The organism is Enterobacter sp. 940_PEND, from assembly GCF_001059415.1.
Classification (GTDB): domain Bacteria; phylum Pseudomonadota; class Gammaproteobacteria; order Enterobacterales; family Enterobacteriaceae; genus Enterobacter; species Enterobacter cloacae_M.
The window spans coordinates 44950-68108 of the sequence record NZ_JUMS01000088.1; the positions used below are offsets into that span (position 1 = coordinate 44950).

At 57.9% G+C, this 23159-nt stretch carries 17 protein-coding genes; all 17 read right to left on the minus strand.

The genetic code is table 11. The features are described from left to right. Positions 1-173 precede the first annotated feature (173 nt). On the minus strand, positions 174-833 hold the full coding sequence (locus ADJ24_RS12235; protein ID WP_023312137.1) for an Imm43 family immunity protein: 660 nt from the start codon (positions 831-833) through the stop codon (positions 174-176). Then, a complete protein-coding gene (locus ADJ24_RS12240; protein WP_023312138.1) occupies positions 833-5221 on the minus strand; it encodes an RHS repeat-associated core domain-containing protein in 4389 nt (1462 codons plus the stop codon). The genes ADJ24_RS12235 and ADJ24_RS12240 overlap by 1 nt, the downstream gene beginning before the upstream one ends. Positions 5222-5224: 3 nt before the next feature. Further along, positions 5225-5665: a DcrB-related protein gene (locus ADJ24_RS12245; RefSeq protein WP_023312139.1), complete on the minus strand. Its 441-nt coding sequence runs from the start codon at positions 5663-5665 to the stop codon at positions 5225-5227. A 104-nt stretch (positions 5666-5769) separates the two neighbouring features. Beyond that, complete coding sequence (locus tag ADJ24_RS12250) at positions 5770-6816, minus strand: hypothetical protein (RefSeq protein WP_023312140.1); 1047 nt, start codon at positions 6814-6816, stop codon at positions 5770-5772. A 3-nt stretch (positions 6817-6819) separates the two neighbouring features. Next, positions 6820-7260: a hypothetical protein gene (locus ADJ24_RS12255; protein WP_233422257.1), complete on the minus strand. Its 441-nt coding sequence runs from the start codon at positions 7258-7260 to the stop codon at positions 6820-6822. 208 nt (positions 7261-7468) lie between these two features. Beyond that, positions 7469-7975: a hypothetical protein gene (locus ADJ24_RS24245; protein WP_233422256.1), complete on the minus strand. Its 507-nt coding sequence runs from the start codon at positions 7973-7975 to the stop codon at positions 7469-7471. A 1-nt stretch (position 7976) separates the two neighbouring features. Then, a complete protein-coding gene (locus tag ADJ24_RS24820; RefSeq protein WP_023312143.1) occupies positions 7977-10562 on the minus strand; it encodes a type VI secretion system Vgr family protein in 2586 nt (861 codons plus the stop codon). Positions 10563-10627: 65 nt separating this feature from the next. After that, on the minus strand, positions 10628-12046 hold the full coding sequence (locus ADJ24_RS12265) for a serine/threonine protein kinase (protein ID WP_023312144.1): 1419 nt from the start codon (positions 12044-12046) through the stop codon (positions 10628-10630). Positions 12047-12070: 24 nt separating this feature from the next. Next, on the minus strand, positions 12071-14686 hold the full coding sequence (tssH, locus tag ADJ24_RS12270) for a type VI secretion system ATPase TssH (RefSeq protein ID WP_023312145.1): 2616 nt from the start codon (positions 14684-14686) through the stop codon (positions 12071-12073). 38 nt (positions 14687-14724) lie between these two features. Continuing rightward, positions 14725-15768, minus strand: coding sequence for a type VI secretion system baseplate subunit TssG (gene tssG, locus ADJ24_RS12275; RefSeq protein ID WP_023312146.1), 1044 nt, complete (start codon positions 15766-15768; stop codon positions 14725-14727). Continuing rightward, complete coding sequence (gene tssF, locus ADJ24_RS12280; protein ID WP_023312147.1) at positions 15765-17636, minus strand: type VI secretion system baseplate subunit TssF; 1872 nt, start codon at positions 17634-17636, stop codon at positions 15765-15767. Before tssF ends, tssG begins: the two co-directional genes overlap by 4 nt. Before the next feature lie 2 nt (positions 17637-17638). Next, the gene (gene tssE, locus ADJ24_RS12285; RefSeq protein ID WP_023312148.1) at positions 17639-18202 is read right to left on the minus strand and encodes a type VI secretion system baseplate subunit TssE; all 564 of its coding nucleotides are present in this window, start codon (positions 18200-18202) and stop codon (positions 17639-17641) included. Further along, entirely contained in the window at positions 18195-19007 is an 813-nt protein-coding gene (locus ADJ24_RS12290; protein ID WP_023312149.1) for a type VI secretion system accessory protein TagJ, read from the minus strand. The genes tssE and ADJ24_RS12290 overlap by 8 nt, the downstream gene beginning before the upstream one ends. A gap of 9 nt (positions 19008-19016) precedes the next feature. Continuing rightward, a complete protein-coding gene (locus ADJ24_RS12295) occupies positions 19017-20015 on the minus strand; it encodes a hypothetical protein (protein WP_023312150.1) in 999 nt (332 codons plus the stop codon). A 16-nt stretch (positions 20016-20031) separates the two neighbouring features. Next, positions 20032-20829 (minus strand): PP2C family protein-serine/threonine phosphatase, encoded by a 798-nt coding sequence (locus ADJ24_RS12300; RefSeq protein WP_023312151.1) that lies wholly within the window; start codon positions 20827-20829, stop codon positions 20032-20034. Beyond that, entirely contained in the window at positions 20826-22589 is a 1764-nt protein-coding gene (gene tagH / locus ADJ24_RS12305; RefSeq protein ID WP_023312152.1) for a type VI secretion system-associated FHA domain protein TagH, read from the minus strand. Before tagH ends, ADJ24_RS12300 begins: the two co-directional genes overlap by 4 nt. 87 nt (positions 22590-22676) lie before the next feature. Next, complete coding sequence (locus ADJ24_RS12310) at positions 22677-23093, minus strand: hypothetical protein (RefSeq protein ID WP_080472244.1); 417 nt, start codon at positions 23091-23093, stop codon at positions 22677-22679. Between the last annotated feature and the right edge of the window lie 66 nt (positions 23094-23159).

Sequence of the window (23159 nt, forward strand, 5' to 3'; positions counted from 1 at the left end):
GTCTTGGATAGTATTTTTTATATGCATTATTCCTCTTTAAGAGTTAACATTATTGGCTACTCTTAAAATTACTATGACCCATAGTTGAAAAATGTACCCATAATCCAAAGAACTTCTTCGCGCCATTAAAAAAGAAAAACAAAGAATCAATAATGGCACGACATCCTTTAATATTAAGGTAGTTTATTGCCCTTTCTTTTACGATTTGAGTCTATTTCGTAGAAATAATCTTCACAGAAAACGTCTAAAGCATTTTCCAGTGGAACAAGTTTCAACCCCCGGAAGCCTTTACTTTCTATAACTTCCTTGACCTCTTGTTTAACAATGATAAAACCACCTAACAATGTGTCGTTCAACGAAAGTATATCATATTCAAGCGCATCATCATTGAATTCAATTTTAAAAGGTATGATATCTCCGAACTTATCCTCTTCGAGAATAGATTTATCCTCATCTATAACATCGCCGCCTGGAAAATATACATATTTAAAATCATCCCGAAGAACTTGACCATTCCCAATCGAAACTGGTGTTAAATCTCGGCCAAAAAAAACATTGTGCTTATAATTTTCAAAAATTGAAAATAAAGACTTATCCATCAAGTGTCCAAAGTCTTTTTTATAATAGTCAAATTTCAAAGCCCCAACATTTTTATTGCACAACAAATAAATACGGTCTGGGCATGCATCGTCTGTTATTCGATAAGGGAAGGAAAATGCAGAGCCTTCTATTTCCCAGTTTTCATTGATCTGTAATCTTTCATCAACCATGCCCTGTAAATTTCTTGGCATGAGTGATGATTCAAAGTCATTCATGATCACATAATAGGACATTAATTCATTCTCCTGCATTTTGTTGTGGGAACATGACCCATCCAAATTTTATTCTTCATATCAATCTGGATCCGCCTTATAGCTATCCTCGCCCCTTTAGCATCCAATCTTCCAGAATTATATCGTTGCTCAACACGAGCAATGCGCTGACGGACAATGTCACTATAGTTATGATGATTACTACTATGGAAAACATCCATACCTTTCCCTGCATCTTGTTTCATCGCTGATGCACTACCTGGAACATGAATACCATTAAATGCAGAGTTCATGTCTTTTCCGATACCAATATTATTGAAGAATGATTGGTTCTCTTTCCACACCTCAACGGGTATAACATGGTGAGCAGAAAGTCTATCACCAACTTTACCAGCCATAGCTTTATCTAATATACCGCTATTAGATAGCCCCCACGGATCCACCCACCCCAGCGCATTCGGCGCATACTGGTAAAGGTTTATCCCCCCCGCCAGCCCTATCGGGTCCTGCTGCGTAAACCTTCCGCAGTCCGGGTCATAATACCGGAACAGATTGTAGTGCAGCCCTGTCTCGCGGTCCAGGTATTGACCCTGCATGCGCAGGTTCTGAGAATATCCTGATACCTGCGTCTCGCTTTCCCGCAGCAGCTTGCCCCAGGCGCTGTTCACCCCCTCCCAGCGCACCTGCCCTTCACTATCCGTCATCCGCTCCGGCGTGCCGTTGGGCTGGCAGTGGAACCAGAAGATCTCCGGATCATCCACGCCATCGATACGCGCCAGCGGATCGTAGCTGTCCTGATCGCTGTAGACGTAGGTCAGCGGCACATCCCCGTGCACCTCCTGCAGCAGACGGAACCCTTCCCAGACAAACCGGGTTGTGACCAGCTTGCCGGTTGGCTGTCCGCCCAGCATCTGGCGTCGCGTTTTGCTGATGCGGCGACCGAGCGGATCGTAGCGGAAGCTGACCTGCGTCTGCGGTTTATTGCGGTCCCGCGGCTGGCTGATGACCTCCGTCAGGCGATGTTCGCCGTCGTAGCGGTAGTGCCAGCGGGTCTGGCCGTTATCTTTTTCCACGGTGCGGCCGTGGATGTCATAGCGCCAGCGAATGCCGTTCAGCTGTGTCAGGCGGTTGTGCGTGACCTTCTCAGCAGATCCTTCCAGCGGGTTACCGGCAGCGTCCCAGCGCCACTGCTCCTGTCCGGGCAGCGTGCCGTCCTGAACGAGCAGACGCCCGGCGCTGTCGTACTGCCAGCGGTACCAGCTGAAGGGGTTATCGTCCCGCTCTTCCCGCACCAGGTTATTGCGGTAGTCGTAATCCCAGCGGCGGGACCAGCGGCGCGGCGACGGGCGCTGGGCATTGCCGGTAAAGACATCACGGCGATGCAGTCGGCCAAGACGATCGTATTCGCTGCGGGTGGTCAGCAGCCCCTGGGTGCGGCTGGTCTCCCGGTGGAGCTCGTCGCGGGTAAAATCAGAGACCGACAGCTTATCAAGAGCAATGCTGAGCAGATGCCCGCTGCCGTAGTAGAACTGCTTCAGCTCGCGGCCGTCGGGAAGCGTGACGGAGGTGCGGTTGCCCAGCGCGTCATACTCCCACGCCAGCTCGCCGAGCTCGCCCGCTTCGCGCGTCACGCGACCGAGTGCGTCATACTCAAAGGCGAGCTCCTGCTCTGCCTCGGTGGTCCACGCGTCGGCTGCAAGCGCAGGATGCAGCCCAATCCGGCTTAACAGCCCGGACGGCGTGTAGTGATAGCGGGTCTGCCCCTCCGGCGTGGTGCGGGCGACCAGCTGGCCGCTCGCACTCCAGGCGAAGGCGTGGGTGATGGCCTCCGGATGACCGGCGGCAAACGTGCGCGCTATCGTGCGCCCGCATGCGTCGTAGCGATACTGCGAGACTACGCCATCGAGCCCCACCTCTTCCAGCAGCAGCGAGTCCGCGCCCCAGCGGAACAGATACGCTTCGCCGTTTTCGTTTTCCAGGGCAATCAGACGCCCGCGGCTGTCCCAGCGGCGACGGACCTCTTCACCCTGAGGATTACGGGTGGCGGTTAAGCGCCCCGCCTCATCGTATATGAACTCGCTCTCTTTACCGTCGGCGCCCGCATGCTTCACCGGCAGGCCACGTTCGTTCCATCTGAGCGATTCCGTCCAGCCTTCCGGGCGATCGAGCTGCACCGGACGCCCTGCGGCGTCGTAGCGATATCGCGTCTCTTCCCCGTCGGCGCCAGTCTCGGCCACCAGCCAGCCCAGCGGGTGATAGCGGTAGCGGGTAATACACCCGGAACAGTCCGTCGAACGAACGATCTGCCCGGCCTCGTTGTACTCCTGGTAGCGGCTGTTTCCGGCGGCATCAACCTCTTCAACGACCTGGCCGAACGCGTCCCGGCGCAGCTGCGTGGTCTGCCCCATCGGGTCCACCACGCGCTTAAGCCCGTGATGTTCGTCGTACCAGAACCGGGTGGCGCTGCCGTCGGCTTCGATTATGGCCGCAGGAAGCGCGCGGTGCTCCAGCCAGGTGGTAGTGCGGGTATTGCCGTCGACGTCGATCTCCTGAACCCGGTTGCCCATGTCGTCGTAGACGAAGGTAACGGCATTGCCGAGCGGATCGATGCGACGCGTCAGAAGCTCGTTCTCGTCCCACTCGTAGCGCCAGTTTTCACCGCGCTCGTCCACGTAGCGGACAATCAGGTTTTGCGCGTTCCAGTAGTGGCGGCGCGTCTGGCCGTCGTAGTGCTCGACGGTCGTCAGCCCGGCGGCTAAATCGTAGCTAAAGCGGCACCCGTCGCCGGTGCTGGTGCGGTTTTCCACCACGCGCCAGTGATCGAATTTTTTCCAGCGGTATTCGCTCTCCAGACCGCCCGACATCCGGTGCCAGACCATCAGCCCGTGCTCGTTATAGCGGTATTCACGCGTCACCACGCCGGAGGCGTCCGTCGCGCTCGCCAGCTGGCCGCGCGCGTCGTAGCCCCACTGCATCAGCTGCCAGGTTTGGTTGCCGTCGAAATGGCTGGCTGCGGTAACCCGCTGCGGGAAACGTTCATCGTCATAGCGCAGGGTGACGTCTATCGCCCGCGGCTCGTCGTGAAGACCAACCAGCCTGCCGTGCTCGTCCCACTCCGTCATCAGCGCGTTGCCGTATTCGTCGCTGAGGGAGGCCAGACGCAGGATAGATGGATTCGCCCGGGTCGGTTTATACAGACGCCACACCGAGCCGTCATCATCGGCAATCGCCACGTCGCCGTTCTCATTGCGGCGGATGATAATGCCTTCGCTGATGCTGTAAAACGCGCGGTCGACAGGGGGCAGCTCGAAGCTCAGCTCGCGCCCGGTTTCGTCGAACCAGGTGGCGTTGTTGTCCTCCAGCGTGAGATAGCTGTCAAAGGTCGTTGCCCAACCCTGACCGAACAGCCCTTCCCGGGTGGTAAGGCTGTTGTAGCTGCGCTGCCAGCGAAGCGGAAAGCGCCCCGGCAGCGAGAAGTCGAGCTCGTCGTCGTCATTCAGCACCTTCACGCCGGTGGCGGCGTGAACAGGGTGCGAGGAGCCAAACACGGCATTCACCGCCATATCGGCCAGCATCCCGCCGCCGGCTGCCGCCAGCGCGCAGGGCATGTTTTTCAGGATCTTGCCCGGACGCCCGCGCAGCAGGGAGAGCGCAATCATCCCCAGCGCCAGACCCGGCGTTTTACCGCTTTTGATATCGCGGACCGTGAGCGTGTCCCCGCCGATGATCACGTTCGGGGAGACGTCGTCGGAAACTGTGCCTTCGCAGGTGGTGCGATCTTTCGCACGCACCGCGGGCTGCCCGTTGATAAAGACGCTTTTAGAGCCTTCCGCCAGATACTGCGGCCCGGAGTGCTTTTCGCACGCCACCTTGTCTTCTTCCAGCGGCGAGGTTCCCGCGGCGGCAGAGGCCACGCTCGGCTGCCACATTTCGCTACCAAACTGACCGGCTGCGGATAGCAGCATGCCCGCGTAATCGGCAAAGCTGCCCGGCGACTGCGGCTCAGGAGACGGCGTATCGGCGGGCGTCAGCGTGCCTGCCGCGCGCGCGGCGGGGATTGCGTTGGTGAGAACGTTACTGGAACCGGTAGTGATTTTACCCGCAGGCGACGGCGGGAAAAGCGCATTGCCTAACCCCTCAGCGGCGTTGCTGATATCGTCGGTGATACCCGCCACGTTCGCCAGCACGCCACCGATAATCCCGCTTAACAGACAGCTTGATCCAATTGCCGCCACGCCCGCTGCGGCCGCCCCTGCTCCCAGCAATGGCGCCGCTACGGTTGCTGCTGCGCCTACCGCCGCGCCGATCACCGCATAGGCGGCACCTTCCGCCACAATGCTGGTGATGTCAGCAAAAATGCTGGAGTGAATAATCTCGTCGCCCTTACGGGCCGCGTTGTTATCGCTCATGCCTTACACATTCCGGTTGTCGTTTAGCGTCAGACTCTGCTTAAGCGCGCTCCAGCGCACCTCGTCCTCTTCGGTGAACGCCCTGAGTGCCGAGAGGGTAAAAATCATCAATACCGGTTTGCCCGGCGTCTGCACAGCCAGCTGTTTTTGCCACAGGCGCTGCCCGTTACGTTCAAAGGTGGTCTCAACTTCTAGCCCGTTAATTTTTCCGTCAGGCCCGGCTTTTACGTTCCGGAATTCGCTCTGGGCAATTTCGCCCATCTGAGGACGCAGCACATCCCACTGGCGGTGGAACTCTTGTTCGTAGTCGCTGCCATCGGGAATCACGCCGCGGCTGACCACCACGGACAGCCCGCTTTCGTCATCGCGAATAATATTCATGCTGTTATCCTGCCAGGCAGCAGGAAAAAGGGAAAACGAACCTTCCTGGAGGGTGTATTTCATAAGTGAACTCGGGATGATTAATATTGTGAGAAACAAAAAGGCCAATCCATGCTGGCCCTTTGGCTGGCTGTTTTATTATTTACGCCATTGACCTGACTGTTCGACTAAATCTGGCTGCCTTTGCTGACAACCAATTTCGCGGGCTCATACGTCACGGTATAAACGATCTCGCCATTCTTGTACGTTGAGCCGATTATTTTACCTGCGGAATCGTGCAACGTTTTTCCCTTTAAGGAGATCGTACTGTTATCACTTTTGCGCACGCCGAGATAAACCATCTGGTCACATTCACCCTCGAAACGCCCGCACTTGTTTATCAGAGAGATAGTGAACTTTTCGGTGTCCAGTTTTCTGGTTTCAGCGTGATGAACCGAAGCGGCTTTACGTAACGTATAACGCAGCGGAGTATAATCATTTCCTTTTTGTGGAGGCGTTACCAGACGCCATTCCATTTCACTCTCCTTTATTGCCAGAACAGCACGTCCGCCTGGGCCGCCAAACGATGAGTTGAATTCAATATTGGCACGATTGCCAGCGATAGTACCGGTAAGATTACGCTCATCATCTTCCGGGCAATCTATGCGGTTTCCTTTCTGGGATATATAGCAATAAGACCCGGTGATACGGTTGCCTGATTCAGCTAACCGCAGGGTTAACGTCGAGTCGCTCCCGGATTCTCCAGCCCACTCCCCGTCAAACGCGAGGCCTGATTGGCTGCTTTTTGCAAACTGCATCGTATTGAATCTGGCGGCCCATTGCTGAATATCGGCATGAATAACCGGGCTATTATCAGATGACCGATATTGTATAACGTCCGACTCCGGAACCACCCAGGCCGCAAAGATTTTGCCGTCAGGATTGATGACCAGCGCTGACGCATTCTCCTGGTAGAGATCCTTTAGCCAGCCTTCAACAAACAATCCGCCGCCTGCCGCGGTATGCGGTTCACCGAAGACATCAAAGTTATCAATAAAGGTCTGGTAATGATTTCCCAGCAGCGTCCTGAGACTGTCTGTCACTTCGCTGTCGTTAACGATGCGGCTAACCGTATCGAGCTTATTGTATTGCGATAATTCAAGCGCCGATGACGTTTCAACAATGCCTGTCAATAAAGGGGTGAACAATACGGCTGTCAGATACTTTTTGGTCATAAATTATTCTGAAGAGCCATTGTTGTAATTCATGGTTATTTTCAAAACGTTGCCGTCTTTCATCTCAAACGAGAGCGCTTTTTTACCCAACTCGTAGGTAATCCACTGTTCCCCCGAATCATTGTCGACCTGACCGGTACCGTATGCGCTGTTCAATTCCTCTCTCGTTGAACCCACATGGATACCACGCGGCGTTGCGAAGCCTTCGGCAGTCACCGTAATTTGAGACACGATATAATCATCAACGCTTCTTTCCGCTTTATCCCACCAGAGATTAGAACTGAATATTTCTAACCCAGCCCTTAGATGCTGGAAGAATTTATAATTAGTTCCGTCAAAAGGAACCTCACCGGTAAAACTGCCTTCCACCGGCACGTCAAATTTAAGCGCGATATTAGAAGCCCATCTGTCGCCCAGGGCGATGGACTGGTCTTTGACCTTCACGGAAAAATCCTGTTTTGTCAGAACGGGCGGCATAGCCTCTGCCAAAACCACAATGCTATTCAGACAACTAAACATCAGGGAAAAACAAAGAAATATAGGCGTGTGTTTTTTCACGTTTATCGTCACTAACTTGATGTAAATTACGCTTTTCACGAATACTGCAAACCGGCAGCGAAATACCCGTGCCGGCATGAAAACACAACACTTATTAACGATCGTAACGCGACATAACGACTCTATTTAGGCATTCCTGGTTCATTACCGGAAAACTAAATGCCCATGCAAGTCCTCTCTCATCAGCAACGGTTCGGTATCCAACTGATTGTCCTGCGGTATTCCCACGAGGAATGTTAGAAATTTTAACATCAGGGAAATGATTTTTGACTTGTTCGAGCGTAATGCAAGGCTGTTCGATTACAAACGAGACAAGTGAAACACTATTATCTCCGTTTCCCCATAAACGAACATCTAAATCGCTGATACGTGTTCCATCAGATAATGTGAATGGAACTGACGTATAACGGTCTTTCACTTCTGGATTTTTTTGGACCAGTGGTTGATGGAAAAGTTTACTGACATCCTCGGTCTGTTTTCCCCAGACTGTTTTGAGTTCTTTAACAATATGCCATAACGAATCTTGGTTCATGTTTGTTTGTCCTGCGTAAGAAAAAGATGAAAATAGTGGGAGCAAAAAGAGGATGGTATTTTTTGTCATTCTACTTACCATAGAAACCCCCGTAATAATCGCTGTAATTGAGATCGGTACCCGAAGCTATTTCGCCTTTACCGTAGACTTTACCTATAGCTTTTGCAGCGTCAACCCGCGACAGCTCTCCATTTACCATTTTATCATAGGCTGCATTGTAAGCTTTGAGATTTTCCGGGCTTCCTGCTATATCAATATCAATACCGCCATTTCCCAGAATTTCACGCTGTATTTTGATATTATTCAAGGTTGCACCACCTTCATCCATAAGCTGGCTGTTAACGAAATTTTCTTTACTAGAATAGTCCGCTGCAACAGGATATGTTGCATGCCCTGCTTCATGAGCCAGTGTTTGTACTGTATTGGCCGTGTCTTCCATGTGTTCGGGATCCATAACGATCAGTTTATTATCCGAATCAGTATAACTTCCCCCTCCAGTCGCACCTGGTTGAATCGCCCATCCCTTGTCTTTCAAATCTTTTAGCTGAGTTTGAAGGGTCGGTGACTTGTTGATTTGTTTAACAACATCATCATTGAAAGGCATAACGTCTGAGCTATTCGGATTATTTTTATAAACATAATTCCCTTTCAAAGGCGGGGCTGTTGTTGACGCCGACGCTGGAGCAGGTTTCGATTGGCCTGCTGCTGGAGCCGCAGCAGGGGCAGGACGACTAGCGCTCTCTTGCGGTGAAAACTTCGCCTGCACCGCCGCATCAATATCCCCTTTATGCCCTGATCCCGGCGCCGTTGTGCCCGGCCTGGTGCCAGAGGTATTCAGATGCAGCTTACCGCCCGTGGTGATATACCCATCCCCTTCCACGAAGAAGTTAAACTCTTTGCCGATGAGGTTAATCTTGCCGTTAGCATTCAGCTCAATAGCGCTCTCACCGGAGACCAGCCGCAGCTTCGTCCCGGAAGCAATAACGTACTGCTCCACCGCCGCGTCCAGCTTGCCTTTCCCCGTCAGGATCTCGGTTCCGCCTTTCACGGCCTGAGTTTGGTTCGCTTCCACGCGATGCAGCTCGTTTTTCTTCACGTAATGGCTGCGCGCCCCGCCGACGCTGTGCGTTTCATCGTTCTTAACGCTGGTGTCCATGTTGCGCTCGGCCTGGATCCACACCTGCTCTGCGCCCGCCTTGTCCTCAAAGCGCAGGGCGTTGGCGTTGTCGACGGAACCGTCTTTCGTGCGGCTCATAAAGCCCATCTGCGTCGCCGCAGCCGGCAGCGCCCACGGCGGCATGCTCGCGTCGTTGTACACGCGCCCGGTGATAATCGGACGGTCCGGGTCGCCGTTGATAAAGTCCACCACCACCTCGTCGCCGACGCGCGGGATTTGCACCCCGCCGTAGCCCTGGCCCGCCCACGCGCTCGACACGCGCACCCAGCAGGAGCTGGTGTCATCGCCCTTCGCCAGACGGTCCCAGTGGAACTTCACCTTCACGCGACCGTATTTGTCCGTCCAGATACTCTCGCCGTTCGGCCCCACAACCTTCGCGGTCTGCGGGCCGTAGGTGCGCGGCCACGCCGTGGTCTGCGCCGGACGGTACACCACCGCCGACGGAATCACCGTGAAATCGGTACGGTGAATGGTTTCCCCCTCGCCGCTGGCGTAGCGGTTCTCTTCGAAGTGGTAACCCGCCGCCGTCACCAGATACTCGCCGTTGTCGCTGAAGAACGGCGCGTTGGTTAAGGTGAAGGTGTGGCCCGGCGCAATCCCCGCCGCCGTGGCGGTGGCCTGAATCTGCTGATGCTCAACCTGCCAGCGCTCCTGGCGGATACGGGCATAGAACTCCCCGTGGCCTTTGTCCACAAAGCGCCCCGGCCAGTCGTACACGTCGATGCTGCCCGGCTTCGGCGACGCCGGGTTCTGCTGGGCCTGGAACAGCCACGCGTTCGGCTTGCGGAAGTCATAGTCGTCGAGGCTGTATATCCCCGGCGTCACGCTGTCCTCCAGCGCCCACTGGCTGATGCCCTCTTCGTCCGTACTGCCGCCCGACGGCGTCTGGTGGTAAGGAATGACCTCATAGCCGCTGAACGGCTGATGCTGGGTGGCGGCGTCGGTGAGCACCAGGGTGTGCTTGTCCGCCTCATGGCTGAAGTGATACGCAATCCCCTCCAGCTCCATCAGGCGGCTGATGAAGTCCAGGCTCGACTCCTGATACTGCACGCAGTAGTCCCACACCCGGTAGCTGCCGGTGAGTTTGTCCTCAACGTTGACCTGATGCTCACCCAGCAGGGTTTTGACAATCTGCGGCACCGTCTGCCCCTGGAAGATACGCAGGTTACGGTCGCGCTTCATCGGCCACAGGTCCGGCTCCACCGTCATCTGGTACACCGCATAGCGGGTGCCCGTCAGTTCGACGGCGCTGACCGCCACGCGGGTAATCTTGCCGTTAATATAGCGGGACGTCAGCAGGTTCTGCGTCGGGATGGTCACCGTGACCGGCTGGCCCAGCAGCTTACTGCGGTCGATGCGCGCGTCCGTGCCGAGCACGGTCAGCGTCAGCGCGAACGACTCGGACATCGCCTCGCGGCCCGTCAGTTTCCAGAACAGAAGCCCCTCCACCGGGAGCTGAACGGTAATTCGGTTGAGCATAATCTTTATTCCATCTAGCTTATGCGATGCAGAAAAGAGGTTCGCATCTGTGACTGAGCGTAATTCTAAGGGTTCACCAGCCAGGTGCCCGGTTTGGTGATATCCAGCGTCTGGCTACGGGTTCTTCCGTTGCCCTGGAGTTCAATCTTCACCTCACCGGCCGGCAGCTTGAGCGATGCATAGCCGTTTGTCGCCGGACGCAGCGCTTTTGGCTCGCCGTTCACTTTCAGCGTTTCGCCGTCGAGGATGCGGATATAGACCAGCGCAACAGGGCTCTCGACAGGCGGCGGAGTCTGCTGGGCCGTCGCCTGCTCGTTAACCTTCGCCGTTTCCGGCTTCACGTCCGGCGCGTTTGCGGCGGTTTCAGTCGGACGCGTCTCTGCCGGTGGCTGTGCAGCCTGCTCGGGAGCATCATTCCCGCTGCTGAACAGCATCGCCCCGGCGACAACGCCCACCAGCACGCCTGCGGCAACCATGCCCGGGATCTTATAGCTACGCCAGTCGAGCAGCGAAGCCGGCTGTTCCTCCTCCACCGGTACCAGCATCGTGCCGGGCTTTTTCGCCGTCAGCACGTCGTTGATACCGGCGACCGGCATCTCAATCAGCGCGGCGAACTCGTCGATGGACTGCGGACGGTCCTCCATGTGAAGCGCCAGCGCGCGGTCGATGGCCTGGAGCAGCGGAATGGAATAGCCCTGCGGCATGATTTCCACCAGCGGTTTGCAGGTATCCTGAATTGAGCGCACCACGCTGACCGGCGGCGGAGAGCCCACAATCAGGGTACGCAGCACCGCGCCGAGGGCGTAAATATCCGTCCACGGGCCCTGCTCGCTTTCGTTGTCGTCGGTGTACTGCTCGATCGGCGCAAAGCCCGGGCGCAGCATGGTTTCCGTTTCGTCGGAGAGGTTACCGATGGTGCGGCGCGCGGAGCCGAAATCAAGCAGCACCGGCAGGCCGTTATCCTGGATCTGAATGTTATCCAGCGAGATGTCGCGGTGCAGATAGCCTTCGTTGTGGATGGTCTTGATCGCACCGAACAGCATCGGCAGCGTGCGGCGGATCCAGGCTTCGTTGATCAGCTCCGGTTTTTCTTCACGAAGGCGCGACAGCGTGGTGCCGCTGTAAAACAGCGTCCCCATGTAGGCCGTGTCGTTTTGCACCCAGAAACGCAGGACGTGCAGCAGGTTCGGGTGGTTAAAGCGCGCCAGCAGACGGGCTTCCTGGATGAAGCTGTTCAGGCCTGCGGAAAACGCTTTGCCAAAGCGCTCGCTGCGCAGCACAAGGGTCATGTCGTCGCCGCGCACGGCGAGCGACGAAGGCATAAATTCTTTGATAGCGATAGTGCGTTCGAGCTGGTGATCCCACGCGCGATAGACGATGCCAAAACCGCCGCCGCCGATCACCTCTTTGATTTCAAACTCGTTGAAGCGGTACCCGACCGGGAGCGCGTTTGGGACAGTCCGATTGTTATCATTATCCGTCATCTTTTACAGTTCTCTTGATGATTATTACGCGGCAAACTGACAGTGAAACTCGCCCTGCTCGCAGGTGACGTGCAGACGTCGGTACTGCTCGTCGCTGCGGCTGGCGGTAAGTAAGATCTGGCTCATCTGAGGCAGCAGGGTGTTGGTCAGAATAGCATCCACCATGCGGCCGCCGGACTCCACCTCGGTACAGCGCTGAACAATCTGTTCCACCACGCTGTCGTCAAACTCAGAAATAATGCTGTGATTCTCTTCCAGACGACGCTGAATGCGCCTGAGCTGCAGGCGAACAATCTGCCCCAGCATCTCGTCGCTGAGCGGGTAGTACGGCACCACCAGAAGGCGGCCCAGCAGCGCCGGTGGGAAGACCTCCAGCAGCGGCTGGCGCAGGGCGCCGCTTAACGCATCAGGCTCCGGCATCAGCTCCGGATCGGCGCACATTGCGCTAATCAGGTCGGTGCCGACGTTGGAGGTCAGGATAATAATGGTGTTACGGAAATCGATGTGGCGCCCCTCGCCGTCTTCCATCCAGCCTTTATCAAAGACCTGGAAGAAGATCTCGTGGACGTCCGGGTGCGCTTTTTCAATTTCGTCCAGCAGCACCACGCTGTACGGACGGCGGCGGACGGCCTCGGTCAACACGCCACCTTCACCATACCCTACGTACCCCGGAGGCGCACCTTTTAAGGTGGAAACGGTGTGCGCTTCCTGGAACTCGCTCATGTTGATGGTGATAACGTTCTGCTCGCCGCCGTACAGAGACTCGGCGAGCGCCAGCGCGGTTTCAGTTTTACCGACCCCGGACGGGCCGCACAGCATAAAGACGCCCACCGGTTTGTTGGGATCGTCCAGCTTCGCACGCGAGGTTTTCACGCGGCGGGCAATGAGGTCCAGACCATGACGCTGGCCGATAACGCGCTGGTTGAGCGTGTCGGCGAGGTTGAGCACCGCGTCGATCTCATTTTTCACCATCCGGCCCAGCGGGATCCCGGTCCAGTCGGAGACCACCGCGGCAACGACGTTTTCATCCACCGCCGCAAACAGCAGCGGCTCATCGCCCTGCAGGGCGTTCAGCGCCTGCTGCCGTTCCGCCAGCTGGCCGCGCAGCTCGGTGCTATCCTCATCGCCCGCCGCGAACAGCGCCGCGCGCAGGCGGATAATCTCCTGCACCAGGCTGCGCTCTTCTTCCCAGCGCAGGGCCAGGGCTTCGCGTTTTGTTTCATACGCGTCGCGTTCTGTGCGTAATGCCGTCACGCGGTCGGCATCTCCGGCTCCCACGCGCGCCTCGCGCTCAGCAATCTCAATCTCAACGTCCAGCGCGGCAAGATGGCGCAGGCAGTCTTCCAGCTGCGCAGGCGGCGCGCTCTGGCTGACCGCGACGCGGGCGCAGGCGGTGTCGAGCAGCGCAACGGCTTTGTCCGGCAGCTGACGCGCCGGGATGTAACGATGCGACAGCTTCACCGCCGCGCTGACCGCTTCGTCGAGCAGCAGGACCTGGTGATGCGTCTCCAGCGGCGACACGGTGCTGCGCAGCATCAGAATGGCTTTCGCTTCGTCCGGCTCGTGCACCTGCACCGTCTGGAAACGACGGGTCAGCGCCGGGTCTTTCTCGATGTACTTTTTGTATTCCGCCCAGGTGGTAGCGCCGATGGTGCGCAGCTGTCCGCGCGCCAGGGCGGGCTTCAGCAGGTTCGCCGCATCGCCGGTCCCCTGCTGGCCGCCTGCGCCAATCAGGGTGTGGATCTCATCGATAAATAGAATGATTGGCGTGGCGCTGGACTGGACTTCATTAATGAGCGCCTGCAGACGGGCCTCGAACTCGCCTTTCATGCCGGCGCCAGCCTGCAGCATGCCGATATCCAGCAGCCACAGCTGAATATTTTGCAGCGGCTCCGGGACGTCGCCGTCGGCGATACGCAGCGCCAGCCCTTCCACCACCGCCGTTTTCCCGACCCCGGCTTCTCCGGTCAGCAGCGGGTTGTTCTGACGGCGACGCATCAGGATATCCACCATCTGGCGGATCTCCTCGTCGCGCCCGACAACCGGGTCAATCTTCCCTTCGCGGGCGCGGCCGGTCAGGTCCTGGCCGTACTGGGCCAGAGTCCCCTGCGCCGCCGGTACCGTACCCGCCGGTGCGTCTGCGGCGGCAGCGGCCTGCTGCGTCTCTTTGCTGTTGGCGCAGATAGCGTCGAACTGCTCAATCAGCACCTCGACGTTAAGGCGGGTGAACTGCGACGAGATGCTTTTCAGCACGTTGGCCAGGTTCCAGGTTTTAAGCATGCCGATCAGCAAATGGCCGCCGCGAATACGGCTGACGCCAAACTTCAGCGATCCAAACACCCAGGCGCGCTCCACGGCGCTGTCGATATGTTCAGAAAGATCGGAAACGGAACTGGCGCCACGCGGAAGGACGTCCAGCGCGGCCACGATATCGCGCGTCAGCTGCTGTTCATCAAGGGCAAAGTGGCGGATGACCTGCTGCAGATCGCCATCCTGCTGCTGCATCAGCTGATGCAGCCAGTGCACCAGCTCAACGTACGGGTTGCCGCGCAGCTTGCAGAACGCAGTGGCGCTTTCCAGAGAGGTAAATAACAGCGTATCCAGTTTGCCGAAAAGCACGGCACGGCTAATTTCTGACATGTTAGTTTCCATTAACAATGATTCGGTATACGGAAGGATTACCGCTCTGCGCGATACACCAGATCGCCACGCGGGACAGGCTGCGGCTGAAGGCCCAGCCAGGTGTTATAGCCTAATCGCCCATTGCTGCCGAGCGTGGTGCCCTGCACCGCGTCTTCACGCAGGATCACCCGCGTTTCCCATTCAAACTCCACCCCGGCGTACTGACGCACCCAGTCGCGCAGTTCGGTGACCCAGGCTTCACCCGGCAGAAAACGGTTGTACTCCTCCGCGCTTAGCGGGCCAATTTCGATGCGAAACTTGTGCTGCACGTCGCGGACGGCGACGCCGAGAAAGGCGGACTCCCCCATGCGCGGCATGCGGCGTCCTGCTCCCAGCTGCGCCTGCTCGCGCTCGGAAAGCGGCATCCACTGCGGCACGTTGCTGACCAGCTTAACCGGCGCTTTAAAATAGTTGCGCAGGATCTTCTCCAGCCCCTCCGGATCCCGCCCGTGACGGGTCAGGTGTCCGGCGTGGGTAAATCGCGCATGCGAGCTCAGGCTGCCTTTGTTCATCTGCCCCGGCTGGCCCATGCCAATCAGCGATGCCAGATACCCCTCAAAGCGCCTGTTGTCTGCGCGGTCCAGAGAGACGGTCGGCTGCGCATCCGCCCAGGCGCGGTAAAACAGCAGCGCAAGGCGGTGATGGAACAGATCGGCAAACGCGCTGAGGCTGGTGTCCTGATGATGATAAATACGCTCGCGGGCGTATTCGGTCATGTGGACCGGCAGCGGGCCGTTCGGGCCAAACAGGCCGAAGCTGAGGATAGACACCTCGTGCAGCCCGCTTTCTTCGCGCTGGCGTACCTGAGCCAGCGTCGACGGCGCAAAACTCATCGACGGCTGCTGGCCGATGCGCAGCGGCTCAAATTTCGGCAGCGGCGCGCGTCCCAGCGGGTAGCGCTCGCCGCCCTGGGCATCAATGCGCCTTAACAGCTGAAACAGATCGTAGCGCCAGGGCGTCTCGCGAACCCCTTGCCAGAACGCGTCCGGCAGCCGGGTCAGGCGATGCACGCGCAGCGGTGCAGTGGCAGCGTCACTCATATCAGCGCCCTTTTACCCATGCGCGGCGCCCAGTAGCCAATCTCGCCGCGCTGCTGACTTTTCAGGGTGAACTCCGTAAAGCTGTTGATTGACACCAGGCGAGCAAAGAGGCGCTCCATCACGCTGCCGAAAAGCCACGGGCTGGCGCCGGAAAAGGCTCGCTCATCCACCGTCAGGGTGATGCCGATCCCGCGGGCGAAAACGACCGGGCCGGGTTCAGGCACGCGGCGGTGAACCGGCTCCAGCACGCAGTGGCGTACCCCCTCCACCTGACGCGCAACGGGCGTTTCTGCCAGGTTGGCGTACAGCCCTAACAGCTGGCGCAGCGCGGCCGCGCCGTCTTCGTTTTCGCTGTCCATCAGGCTGAGGTAGTTCATCTGCAGCTGGCTGATGAGTCGCCAGGTGCTGAACCCTTCCGCCAGCGCCGGGCGCGGCGGCGTCGGGCCTTTGCGCAGGGTGAGGGATTTCACCGGCATAGAATCGGCCATAATGAACTGCCCGAGCTCCTGCTGCAGCATCAGCGGCAGGTCGCGGCTGGTGCACAGCACCTCGGCAGAGATATAGCGCAGGTTTTCCTGCCACGGGGCGTGCTGTTCATCCACCAGCGAAACAAACACCTCTGAACCGATATATCCGGTACGGGTGCCGTAGCGCAGGGCGTGCTCGGACAGCACGCGCTGCTCGCGGCGCAGGGAAAAATAGGCCCCGTAGTTGCCCGCATCGCCGCTCCAGGTGCTCCAGAAAGGACGAAACGTCTGGTCATCGCGCTGGCCGTCCGCGCTGCCATAGATTTTTTTGACCGCGTAAATTTCATAATCCAGAGGACGAATGTTATCGACCACCAGATGGTATTCATGCTGGCCTTCATTCAGCTTCTGACGCGCCGCGACCTTTGGGAAAAGGTTGATGACCGGGGTACAGTGCAGCGCCAGATGGCTGGCATCGACCACGCGCTCCAGCTGTTCATCCGACTTATCCAGCAGAATGAAGATGTCGAAGGCTTTTTCGCCTTCACAGCGTTCGATAAGCGTGCCCAGACCGCTCAGGCTGATGAAGCGGAAGCGGGCCGGAAAGGCGAAATACTCCTGCAGCAGGCGGTAGCCGTCAAAGTTGCGCAGATCGTCGGGAAGCAGAGCCTGGTCAGGCTCAAAGCCCTCCTGGCGCAGCGCGTCCGAGGCCAGCAGCTGTCGCTGCGGCTGCGGGCTGACCGTCTGGCAGACGATCCCGGCGTGGTGCTCCATCACCAGCTCCAGCAGCTTCAGCGCTTCAATATCCGGACCGCCGAGGAAAAATTCCAGGCGGTCGAAATCCAGGTGTCCGAGGTTTTGCGGGCCGTCGCAGGCGATGCGGATCCTTAAGGCGCTGCCGATCTGCCGCTGGCTCAGCCCCAGCTGCGCCAGCGGCAGATCGGCGGGCACGCCGCCCAGCTCGACCTTGTCGATTTTCAGCGGCAGCAGGTTGACCTCGTGCGCCGTGGTATAGCTGCAGGTCACGCCGGTTTTTTTCAGCGCCAGGCTGTCCATCATGGTGCCGCGCGGCACAATGAAGCCCTTGCTCAGATCGCCCCGGCTGCTGTCGGGCTCAATCTCCGCGATCGCCATCGACGGCGTGGGCGCGAGATAGTTAGGCGCAATCATCTCCAGCAGACGCTGGGAGAAGCGCGGAAACTCCGCGTCCATTTTCATCTGCACGCGGGAGGTCAGGAAGGCGAAGCCCTCCATCAGACGTTCGGTATACGGGTCCGCCACTTCGATGCCGCGCATGCCCAGCCGTCCGGCGACTTTTGGGTAGCGTTCGGCAAACTCGGCCCCCATTTCGCGCAGGTAGGCCAGCTCGCGGTTGTAATATTCGAGCAGTTTACTTTCCATGATTACCCCGCATCTTTCAGTTCAAAATGGCCGTTTTCCAGATCGACATCGGTACGAAACAGAAACTCCAGCGGGTACGGCACACACCACAGACGCCCTTTGATCTCGATGGAGAGCACATTGTGCAGATCCAGCGAGGAGGTATCCGACACGCAGCGGACCTGCAGCCCCTGCGGCAAAATGCGCGGCTCAAAATTGATGATGGCCTCGGTGAGCTTGCGCTGAATGTCGTGCCATTCGATATCCGACATCCTTTTCCCGGCCAGCGGCGCGACGCCGAAGTTGACCACCGAGCGCTTCACGTGCGGCAAGGCGCTCAAGTCGCCGGAGGCATCGTGGTTGATGGTGTTAAACAGCCACTGCAGATCGCGCAGGACGTTGCGGCGCAGGGCGGCGTGGGTGATCAGATTGCTGTTGGCCGACTCGCGTTTTTTTTCCGGGTCGTTATCGGTGAGACGATCCAGCAGCGAGGGCTGCATTTTGTCACGCGCCCCCACCTTCTCCTGCCTGCTGCGGGCTTGCCAGCCGCTGCGCAGCAGATCGCCTTCGCCAGCGGGATTACTCATCGGCTCCATCCGTCGCAAACGTCACGAGGCTTAATGACAGCAGCGGGTATTCGCTTTGCTCGCTCAGCCAGGCCTTCTGGCCCCTGCCTTCGTAAAGAGTGCCGTCTTCGTCGAGCGGCTGCCATTCGGTGGTGCGGCCTAATTTGACCGCATCAGTGGCATCGGCGGCAAACGGGTAACGCGCCGGGATCTGACACACCTGCTCCGTACCGTCGGTCAGGCGCACCAGCGCGTGACGCCAGACCAGATCGGTCACGCTGGCGGGCGCCTGGAAAAGGATCTCCGCGATGGCGCTGAACGGCAGCCAGAAATAACGACCGTTCACGATGGTTTCGCAGACCGGGCCGAGACGGGCATCACCGTCCATCAGCCAGTCAAACGCCTGCGTCTCCTCGTTTTCGAGGATAATCTGGCCGGCGGTGGCCTCAGCCCGATCGAGGGCTTCGAGACGCAGCGCCCGGGCGCGCTCGCCCTCCTCGCTCAGCGCCGAGGCCAGGGTCGTCAGCCACGGCCACTGGGTTTCAGGCATAGCCGGACGCGCCTGTCCCGCCATCACCTGCGCGCGCTGCAGTTCGCCCTGAATGGATTGCTCCAGCAGCGTGACGGTGGGCTTCGCCTGAGGCTTCAGCGCCAGCCAGCTTTTCAGCTGGGTCAGCGCGCGCATCCAGTTGCCGCTGAGGGTTAAAAACTGCACGAACGCGGCGCGGAGGTCGGCATCTGCCGGACGGGCTTTGATTTCAGCTTCAAGGCGCGCCAGCGCATCGCTGAGCGACTCGCCCGCCAGGTGTTGATAGAGCGTATTCATAGACACTCCTTAATTCGCCGCGCGCCATGCGCCAACGGCCGGATCGCGCAGCTGAGGACGCAGGGTGTCAATCAGCACGATATTCAGCGGCGTGCCGGGTGCGACCCAGGCGCTCCAGTTTTTTTTCACCGCAGCAATACGCGCCTGCAGTTTTGCATCATCGCTGGCAATTTCACGGGAGATCTCCACCGCTACGGTGCCGTTGCTTTTCCAGCTGTTCAGGGCGCTATCGTAAGGCAGGATCATCCAGCTCTGGTCGCTGTCTGGCGTGCTGAATACCATGCGCTCTTTGTTGACGGAGGTGATCAGCGCGTTTTCAGGATCGGCGCTTTGATTCAGACCCGTCACCGGGAAGCCATGAATGTAGGTCACCGCCATCTCTTTCTGTCCGCCGTTGCGGGACTGCGAAACCACGGTGTGTCCGCTCAGCCAGCTGCCGTTACCGCAGCGGGTGGTGTCAGAATCCGGAATAAAGAGCGCCGGAGCGGAAGCGCCCCCTTCCCAGAAGGTGCGCAGGTGGCAGCCGTCCTGCAGGGTAAATTCCTGCCACGGCGTGCGGTCAGCCGCGACGGTGCGGGAAGCCACGTTCTGGTCCGGCGGCAGCAGCGCGCCGCTGGCTGGGGTTGCGGTGACGGTCGCAGCAGGCGCGGCCTGCTCCTGTTTCACCACCAGCGCCCAGTCCTGCGCTTTGCCTGCCGTACCCTGCGCCAGCGTGGTACCGGCCGGATCGTTGAGCGTCCAGCTAAGCTTATTCACTTTGCTGCACTGGTGTTCCAGCAGGGAGCCAAGACGCGGCACAAAGTTCTCCAGCACGGAGACGTCTTTCTTACCATTCGCCACAATGCGCAGCGCCACCTCTGGCTTACACCAGCTCTGCGGCGTGTTGTCTTTGATGTTGTCGATCCAGATATCCAGCTTCTGCGCAGGAGACTGCACGATGCGGAAATTCTCAGCCTGCGCGGTGGAGGTGACCGCCAGAAGTGCCAAACCCGATAGCCAAAGTTTCATATCGTTCCTTGTGTGTCTAATCAGTTCCGCAGGGAAGAAATTGTGCTGCGTCAGAGAGGGTGTGCAGCAAAGTGGTGTCCTGAGGGTTGCCCATCCATACCGCCAGGGCAGTATAGTTATCCTGAGCATTCCCCTCCTGTTCGCCATTCTTTTGAATGATTTGGTTCATTAAGGTCAGCCACTCCTGCGGCGTATTGACCATATGCAGCGACTGCTTCATTTGCTCTTCGCTAACGCCGTGCCAGAACCCGTCGGTGCAGAGTAAGAATGCATCGCCGTCTTCAACCTGCACCACGTCGCTGTAGCTCGCTTCCGGCCCGCCGTTTTCAATCCCCAGCGCGAGGTACAGCAGATTGCTGTTGAGATCGTCGGTCTGGTGCCCGGCGTCTTTCATCTGCTGCACCAGGCTGTGGTCGGTGGTCACATGCCACAGCCATCCCCGGCGAAACAGGTACAGGCGGCTGTCTCCGGCGTGCGCCCAGTAGGCCAGACCGTAATCACGGTCAATGAACAGGCTGACCAGCGTCGTGCCCATCCGGCGATAGTCCTGAACGGCCTGCTGTTCGCTGAGGATGGTGCGGTTCGCCGTCTGCACGTAGTCGCGGATATGCTGCGCATTAAGATGTTTGTCGCCATCGAAGCGGGAGATAATGCTGTTGCGGGCCAGCTCTGCAGCCACCTCACCGCCCGGCAGGCCCGCGATGCCGTCGCAGACGACAAAGCAGGCTGAACGTTTCCCTATGGTTTCTCCCGTCTGATCCTGGTTGCTGGCGCGCGTCCCCTGGCGGGAGAGAGAAGCCGTTGCGATATTCATTTGTCTTCCGATCCGCTCTGTGAGTCTTTGTACTGATTCACCTCCATGTCGTACGCATGAAGGAAGGCTTCGCCGAACAGGGTGTGGAAGTCATCCTCAATCTCGCCCGCCGTCTCGCCATAGCTGCGAACAAAATAGTCCCACAGGGCGGCTTTGCGGCTGCCCGGCAGCGCCAGACGAGAGGTCATCCCGTTCTGCTTCGCCTGCTCTTCCAGCTGTTCCGGGTTAAAGGACTGCAGCATCGCGGCAATGATGGCGCGGATACCGGAGATCATGCCCAGCTGGTGCGCCTGCAGATCGATAAGCGCGTCGCGCACGGATTTGGTCGGCGGCATAAAGCCCGGCATTGGGGTGCCGAACATCTGGATCAGCACGGTTTTGCCGGTCGGCAACAGCTTGAACGGGTTGTTGGCATCGTCCAGCACCATGGTCATATCGGCCTTCACGCCACGCTTGAGAATGGAACGCGAGGAGAGCAGCGCCACGGTCCCCTGAGAGAACATACCGAGGATTTGCCCGAGCTGACGCATATTTTCCCGGTCAAACTGCGGGACGGGCTGCATTTCGCTCAGACCCATGCCTTCCAGCAGCGCCTCCAGCAGCTCGCCCTGCAGCACTTCGCCCTTCTCACCGCTGTTCGCCGTAGCGGTTGGGGCGGCGGCGTTATTGACCGGGTCGATGCGCAGACGGCCCTTCGGGGCCTGAGCGCTGCTGCGCGCAACGGCCTGTGGCGTAGGCATGGTGAAGCCTGCGTAATCCGTTCGCGCGGGCTCTTCTTCAGCACGCGGTTCTTCCTGCGGCTCAGGGGCGAACAGCGGAGAATCGGCCAGCACGTCCTCTTCCTGCTCGGGTTCCGGCACTGGCGCAGGCTTTTCGGTAAGAATATCATCCGGATGGGTTAATGGGGCGCCGCCCATCAGCCCGAGCGGGTCGTCATTACGCGCGGCTGGCGCGCTGGCCTTACCGCCAAACAGGGCCAGCGGATCGAGTTCGTCCGTCGCCTCGTCTTCTTGCTTAGCGGGGGTCGTCTCGCCCGGCGGCACCAGCGTTGACGGGGTAACGTCGTCAAAAATACTCTCTTTTTTGAACAACGCTTCGTCGCTGAACAGCGTGTCCGGGTCAACGTTCTTACGCTCGAGCTTTGGATCGCTGTCGTTGAACATCGCCAGCGGATCTTCAGCGTTACGCTCCGGGGCCGAAGGCTGGGAGAACGGATCGTGCGATGCAGCAGGCTGCGGTTTTGTACGGTTGCTGGAGATGCTGTCGGAGATGGAGAACTCCTGCATCAGGCTATCCCAGATCTCCGTTGGCACGGCGGTTGGCTCGGCCTTCCCGCGCGGTGCGGCGCTCGCCGGCTTCGGTTGCGCAGCGGGCGCGGGTGCGGCTGCCGGACGCGCCTGCTGATGCATGCTGGCCGCCATACGGCTCACGGGCTGCGTATCGTGGATCAGTTCGGACACTTCGATACGGTAGTCATCAATTCCGAGAATGTCGCCATCCTGCAGCTCAACCTGACGCCCTCGCTCCAGCGGAATGTCATTTAATACCACGCGGGTGACGCTGCCGCGGTTGGTCACACGGCATTCGCCCTGGGCGTCAACGTGAACAATCGCCTGCAGACGAGAGATGGTGCGGTCATTGTCCGGCAACACCAGATTGTTATCCGTACCGCGCCCAATGGTGCCGCCCGGGGCGTAAAAATCACAGCTGCTTTGCGGCGGCTGATGACCGGGTTTCGTAGAAATAATCGTGAATCGCATGGCGTATTCCTGCTGGTATGATTAGCGCTCAAACGCTGCCGCTCTCGGTGCGAGAACGGCGGCGTTTGAGAAATTGAATATCAAAAACTATTTAATGAAGGTAATAAAATATAATCCAACAATGAGCCATAGAGTGAATATTAACGCCTGTAACTTATAACGGCGATGTAATTTTAGCATCCAACCAATTCTTTCTTCAGGTAACGACTGTACATATTTATAAGCATCTTCCTGAACAAGCCTTTCACGCGTGAATTTCATTTCAACGCCTTTATAAAGGCGGACAAACCAGATTATTTTTTGATAATTGGCCAGCGAACCAAAAAAGGTAGCATAGTTAGTTACAAGATCCAGATCATATCCCTTGCGCCGATAGTCTGAAAGTAACTGATTATAATCAGCCTCGTGTTTTTTGAAATAACGAGAACTGAACAGATCCATAATTACAACAACCAGCAATAAAACCACGATAAGAAATAATGATAAATTCTCTATATTCACCATATTTTATCCATCATATGGCTTTGTTGAATAAATCAGATTTCGGGTAAGTCTCCCCCGTAGCGGGTT